2 protein-coding genes are annotated in these 1,509 nt (G+C 57.1%); both read right to left on the bottom strand.

What is annotated here, in order from left to right; translation table 11 throughout:
• Positions 1–4: 4 nt before the first annotated feature.
• Positions 5–607 (bottom strand): recombination mediator RecR, encoded by a 603-nt coding sequence (recR, locus tag PKY88_13310; GenBank protein ID HOQ06178.1) that lies wholly within the window; start codon positions 605–607, stop codon positions 5–7.
• Positions 604–1,509 (bottom strand): hypothetical protein (locus PKY88_13315; protein ID HOQ06179.1); only part of this gene is annotated, 906 nt, incomplete at its 5' end. The genes recR and PKY88_13315, both read right to left, overlap by 4 nt.

Consider the following 1,509-nt stretch of genomic DNA (forward strand, 5'->3'; position numbering starts at 1 on the left):
TGCTCTAAAGTTCGCTGCGGCCGAGAATTGCATCCGCTAAAATGGTGCCGCTGGAGAACTCGATTGTCGAGCCGCTCGGCAGACCTCTGGCCAGTCGGGTTACCTTCACGGACAGCGGCGTCAGAAGCGAGCGGATGTACAGGGCCGTGCCGTCTCCTTCGAGGTTGGGGTTGGTGGCCATCACAACCTCTTTAATGCCCCCCTGCCGGACGCGTTTGACCAGTGCATCGATGGTTAAGTCCGCCGGCTCAATGCCTTCCAACGGAGCAATATGGCCGTTGAGAACATGGTAAACCCATTTACAAAGCCCCGTCTTTTCGAGCATGATGATATCTTTGGGCTGCTCGACGACGCAAATCGTGCTTTTGTCCCGCCGCGGGTCGCTGCAAATGGTGCAGATATCCTCTTCGGAAAGATTGCAGCAGATACGGCACTGACGAATACTTTCCTTGACGTTTCGAATCGCCTCCGCCAGGGCCATCGCTTCGGCCTTGTCGGCTTTCAAAATGTGAAAGGCCAGCCGTTCGGCGGTTTTGGGGCCGATGCCGGGCAGTTTGCCGAACTGTTCAATCAAATCGTTCAGACTTTTGGTATAAGCCGGATTCATTCTTCAGACTCCGTCGATTCCGGACCGGTTTCTTCCGGGGATTCCTCCCGGGGTTCCTGTTCCGATTCTTCTTCGGACGGCGGCAGTTCGACGATTTCCGTTGGTGTGGCGTTCAGCTCCTTCAAAATCATCTGCACCTTGGGGTCATCGAGGGCCTCAATACGCTGCTGACGAGTCGCCGGGGCCGCCGCAGGGGCGGGCTTGGGGACAGGCCGCGCGGCCGGTTCGCCGGACAGTTCAACACGAACCGTCAGCCGGCTGCCGAAAAACTCCTGCAGAGCCCTCTGGATTTCCTCCTGCCGTTTCCGGCAGAACTCTGCGGCAAAAAGAACGCTCGACGAAAAACGAAGGATCAGAACAGAGTCGGCAAATCCGGCCACGGTCCCCTGCGTCAGGTAATTGGCCAGCATACCATTCCGCTGTGCCAAGGCCGCCAAAAACTCCTTCCATCGGCTTTTTAGAATCTCTTCCGTCAAAGGACCATTCGAAATTTCTGCGGGGGCTGAAGGAGATTGAGATACTGTTGGCGGAGGGCTTACGGCCGGCGGGTTAGGGAGCGGAACGTTTTTTTTTATGTCGGCTGAGGATGAATTGGCCGAAACCAATTGGTCCAGGCCGATAAAATGCTCGCTGAGGGCCAGCCGCAAAAGGGCCGCCTCCAGCAGATAGCGGGCCGATTCGCTGTTGCGAATCATCCAGCGAAGCCGCTCGAGGGCGGTCACCGCGTAAATCAGCCCCGGAAGGTCAAACAAATCCCCCAGCCCAGCCAGCGTCTTTTTTTCCGCTTCAGTGAGAATCAGAATGCCGCTGTCCGCTCCGGCGGCCTTGAGTACCATCAGGTCGCGAAAGAGCTCAATCAGGGCATCACAAATCGTCACCGGCATTTGGCCCATCTCCATCAG

The organism is Anaerohalosphaeraceae bacterium (assembly GCA_035378985.1).
Lineage (GTDB): Bacteria > Planctomycetota > Phycisphaerae > Sedimentisphaerales > Anaerohalosphaeraceae > JAHDQI01.

Bases quoted from the DNA above. Each gene is read 5' to 3' on its own strand.
- recR (HOQ06178.1), bottom strand. From the start codon at position 607: ATGAATCCGGCTTATACCAAAAGTCTGAACGATTTGATTGAACAGTTC.